At 66.6% G+C, this 4,190-nt stretch carries 5 protein-coding genes; all 5 read left to right on the plus strand.

The window, feature by feature from the left end; translation table 11 throughout:
* Window positions 1–21 precede the first annotated feature (21 nt).
* Window positions 22–1,437, plus strand: a complete 1,416-nt coding sequence (gene nrfD / locus G4D87_RS34325; protein WP_163786892.1) for an NrfD/PsrC family molybdoenzyme membrane anchor subunit — start codon at window positions 22–24, stop codon at window positions 1,435–1,437.
* Between the two features lie 4 nt (window positions 1,438–1,441).
* On the plus strand, window positions 1,442–1,987 hold the full coding sequence (locus tag G4D87_RS34330; RefSeq protein ID WP_163786893.1) for a DUF3341 domain-containing protein: 546 nt from the start codon (window positions 1,442–1,444) through the stop codon (window positions 1,985–1,987).
* Window positions 1,984–2,577: a c-type cytochrome gene (locus G4D87_RS34335; protein ID WP_163786894.1), complete on the plus strand. Its 594-nt coding sequence runs from the start codon at window positions 1,984–1,986 to the stop codon at window positions 2,575–2,577. The genes G4D87_RS34330 and G4D87_RS34335 overlap by 4 nt, the downstream gene beginning before the upstream one ends.
* Window positions 2,574–3,812 carry a hypothetical protein gene (locus G4D87_RS34340; RefSeq protein WP_163786895.1) on the plus strand — a complete coding sequence of 413 codons (1,239 nt, stop codon included), beginning with the start codon at window positions 2,574–2,576 and terminating at the stop codon, window positions 3,810–3,812. The genes G4D87_RS34335 and G4D87_RS34340 overlap by 4 nt, the downstream gene beginning before the upstream one ends.
* Window positions 3,809–4,190, plus strand: a 382-nt coding sequence (locus tag G4D87_RS34345; protein ID WP_163786896.1) for a hypothetical protein, incomplete at its 3' end; no start/stop codon positions are given. The genes G4D87_RS34340 and G4D87_RS34345, both read left to right, overlap by 4 nt.

A 4,190-nucleotide genomic window follows, 5' to 3' on the forward strand; every position in this document is an offset into this window, starting at 1 on the left:
AACCACGGGAGCCACTGAGCCATGGCTGAAACTGCTGCCAACGCCGCCCTCGATCCGCTCGAGCCACGGCCCCTCGTCGCGCCGCACCATGACGACGCGTCCCTGAACGAGACGCTGCTGGACCATGTCTGGCGCAAGCCGGGCAAGGGCTGGTTCATGCTCTTCGGCCTGTCGCTCAGCGCCCTGGGCCTGCTCGTCATCGGTGTCACCTACACGCTGGCCCGCGGTATCGGCGTGTGGGGCAACAACCAGCCCGTCGGCTGGGCGTTCGACATCATCAACTTCGTCTGGTGGGTCGGTATCGGCCACGCCGGTACGCTCATCTCCGCCATCCTCCTGCTCTTCCAGCAGAAGTGGCGCACGAGCATCAACCGGTTCGCCGAAGCCATGACGCTGTTCGCCGTCATGTGCGCCGGCCTGTTCCCCCTGCTGCACACCGGCCGTCCCTGGTTCGCCTTCTGGCTGTTCCCCTACCCCAGCACCCTGGGCGCGTGGCCGCAGTTCCGCTCGCCGCTGGTGTGGGACGTGTTCGCCATCTCCACGTACCTCACGGTGTCCGCGCTCTTCTGGTTCGTGGGCCTCATCCCGGACCTGGCGGCGCTGCGTGATTCGTCCAAGACGAAGCTGCAGCGGACCATTTACGGCCTGTTCGCGCTCGGCTGGCGCGGCTCCGGCCGGCACTGGCACAACTACAAGATTGCGTACCTGCTGCTGGCCGGCCTCTCCACGCCGCTGGTGGTGTCGGTGCACACCATCGTTTCGTTCGACTTCGCCGTCTCCCTGCTGCCCGGCTGGCACACCACCGTCTTCCCGCCCTACTTCGTGGCCGGCGCCGTGTTCAGCGGCTTCGCGATGGTCATCACGCTCATCGTCCCGGCGCGCAAGTACCTGGGCCTGCGGGACGTGATTACGGACCGGCACCTGGAGAACATGAACAAGGTCATCCTGGCGACGGGCCTGCTCGTCTCCTACGGGTACCTGATGGAGCACTTCATCGCCTGGTACTCGCAGAACCAGTATGAAATCTGGACCTTCTACGTGAACCGCGCCACCGGCCCCTACGCCGGGGTGTACTGGCTGATGATTGCGTGCAACGTCATCACCCCGAACATCTTCTGGTTCAAGAAGGCCCGCACCAACATCGCCATCATGTGGGTCGCGTCCATCGCGGTGAACATCGGCATGTGGTGTGAGCGGTTCATCATCATCGTCACCTCGCTGAGCCAGGACTTCCTGCCGTCCTCATGGGGCATCTACACGCCGACGTGGGTCGACTGGTGCATCTACGTGGGCACCCTGGGCCTGTTCGGCACGTTGTTCCTCCTCTTCCTGAAGTTCGTGCCCGCGGTCGCCATCAGCGAGGTGAAGGAGCTGCAGTTGGAGCTCAAGCACGCCGCTCACGCCCACCACGGCGCCGACTCCCACGGAGCGCACTAGAGCCATGGAAGCCACCGTTCTCGAATCCTGGGTCCTGGCCGAGTTCCCGACGCCGGACGCCCTCGTGGTTGCCACCCGCCAGATGCGGGAGAAGGGCTTCGAGGGAATGGACACCTACTCTCCGTACCCGCTGCACGGCGGCTCGGAGGCCCTGGGCCTGCCGCCCTCGCGCGTGCCCTTCATCGCCCTGTGCGGCGGCCTGACGGGCGTGGCCACGGCGCTGGCCATGCAGACGTGGATGAACACCATCGACTACCCGCTCAACATCGGCGGCCGTCCGCTGCTGTCGCTGCCGGCGTGGGTGCCCATCACGTTCGAGCTGGGGGTGCTGTTCGCCGCCTTCGGCATCTTCTTCGGTCTGCTGGGGCTCAGCCGCCTGCCCCAGCCCTACCACCCCGTCTTCGAGTCCGAGGAGTTCCGCACCGCCTCCACGCACGGCTACTGGCTGAGCGTTCCCCAGGCGACGGGCACGGACGCGGCGCCGGTCATGGATCAGCTCAAGGCCCTGGGCGCGACCCAGGTGACCTTCGTCACGGGAGAGAAGGAATGAGGTGGCTCATCCCCGCCGCCGGACTCGCCGCGCTCACGGGCTGCAACGTCAGCTCGGAGTTCCTCCAGCGCATGGAGCACCAGGCGAAGTACGAGTACTACGAGGCGTCCACCTTCTGGGCGGACGGCCGCGCCATGCGCACGCCCCCCGCGGGCACGGTGCCGCGTGAGCGCTTCGCCGGGCTCCCCGAGCTCAAGGACCCCGCCCAGCGTCAGGTGGCCCTCACGGGCCGCAGCGACGGCCAGCCGGTGGCCCACCTGCCCGTCACGGTGGACCAGAACCTGCTGACCCTGGGTCAGAAGAAGTACAACATCGTCTGCTCGCAGTGTCACGGCGTGCTCGGCGATGGAAACAGCATTGTCGCGGAGAACATGGGCCTGCGCCTGCCGCCCTCGCTGCTGGACCTGGAGAGCAAGCCGGACGGCCACTTCTACATGGCCATCAACGAGGGCTACGGCGTGATGCCGTCCTTCTCCGGTGAGCTCGACCTGCGCGAGCGCTGGGCCGTGGTCGCCTACGTCCGCGCGCTCCAGACGGCCCGCAATACCCGCACGGACGGCCAGCAGCCCGTTCCGCAGGAGAACCGATGAGCCCCCCCGTCACCAACTCGCACACGGGCTTCGAGCCCTACAACGGCACGCCGACTCTGATGGTGCCCGCGTTCGCCGTGGGCGTGCTCGGCTTGCTGGCCACGCTGGGTGGCTTCTTCGCCACCGGCGCCAAGGGTGAGACGGCCCACGCCTACCTGATTGGCTTCACCTACTGGGTGGGCATCAGCGTCGCCTTCCTCATCATGCAGGCCATCTTCCACACGGCGAAGGCCAAGTGGCTCATCGTGCTGCGCCGGACGATGGAGACGGCCTCCGCGGTGATTCCGGTGTTCTTCGTGCTGGCCCTGCCGCTGCTGGCCATGGCCGCCTACCTCTACCCCTGGTGGCCCGGCTCCGAGCTGACGAAGGGCTACTCCGGCCTGGAGCTGGAGCACCTGAGCCACAAGCAGCATGGCTACCTGAACAACCACCTGCCCATTGGCATCGGCGTCCGCCACATCATCTACTTCGGCCTGTGGACGTTCGCGGCCTGGCGGCTGCGGACCTGGAGCCTGAAGCAGGACACGGTGGGCGGGCTGGACTTCACGGTGAAGCAGCGGAAGTTCTCCCCGGGTGTGCTGCCTTTCCTTGCACTCACCATCACGTTCGCTTCTTTCGACTGGCTGATGAGCCTCACGCCGCTCTGGCAGTCGACCATCTTCGGCGTCTATTACTTCGCCGGAAGCTTCCTGGCGGCCTTCTGCATCCTGACCATCGTCACGGTGAACGCTCAGGGCAAGGACCTCTACGGCAGCGTCGTGAAGCTGGACCACTTCCACAACCTGGGCAAGCTGATGCTCGCCTTCACCGCGTTCTGGGCCTACATCGCCTTCTCCCAGTTCATGCTGGTGTGGATCGCGAACATCCCGGAAGAGGCGCCCTGGTACGGCCTGCGCATCTTCGGTGCGTGGCGGCCGCTGTCCATCGCCCTGTTCTTCCTGCACTTCCTGCTGCCCTTCTTCATCCTGCTGTCGCGCAACCTGAAGCTGCAGCCCCGGAAGCTGGCGGTGGTGGCGGTGTACCTGCTCGTCATCCACGCGGTGGACCTGTACTGGCTGGTGTGGCCGGCCCTGACGGGTGACGCGGGCCCGACGTTCCACTGGTCGCTGCTCACGGCCTTCTTCGGGGTGGGCGGCATCGCGGTGGGCACGGCCCTCCTCCTGGCGCGTGGCCAGTACACGCTGACGGTGAAGGACCCCTACATCGCCGAGTCCTTGAGGTACGTGCAGCCATGAAGAAGACCCAAGTGGAGCTCGAGTCGCGCGTCATCGTCGGCGCGCACGGTGTGGCGGCCGAAGAAGACCACCTGGTCATGGGCAAGGTGGTGGGCATCGGCGTGGGTTCGCTCGTCATCTTCGCGGTGGGCATCGTCTGGGCCTACTACATCCAGGTCCGGACCATGGCCGACATCCAGCCGGACGGCCCGCCGCCGCGTCCCGCCGCCATGGGCCAGTACGAGGTGGGCATCGTCAACCAGCGCCTGTTCGAGCAGGACTGGCACGCCGAGGACAAGCTCAGCGGCCAGGACCAGGCGCTGCGCGCCGGCTGGGGTGACCAGCCGGGGGTGAAGCAGCACCCCGCCATCGACGCCGCGATGAAGACGGTCATCGAGC

The sequence above is a fragment of the Myxococcus vastator genome, from assembly GCF_010894475.1.
GTDB lineage: Bacteria > Myxococcota > Myxococcia > Myxococcales > Myxococcaceae > Myxococcus > Myxococcus vastator.

Coding starts and splice junctions, on each gene's coding strand:
- G4D87_RS34330 (WP_163786893.1), top strand. CDS start 1,442: ATGGAAGCCACCGTTCTCGAATCCTGGGTCCTGGCCGAGTTCCCGACG.
- G4D87_RS34340 (WP_163786895.1), top strand. CDS start 2,574: ATGAGCCCCCCCGTCACCAACTCGCACACGGGCTTCGAGCCCTACAAC.
- G4D87_RS34335 (WP_163786894.1), top strand. CDS start 1,984: ATGAGGTGGCTCATCCCCGCCGCCGGACTCGCCGCGCTCACGGGCTGC.
- nrfD (WP_163786892.1), top strand. CDS start 22: ATGGCTGAAACTGCTGCCAACGCCGCCCTCGATCCGCTCGAGCCACGG.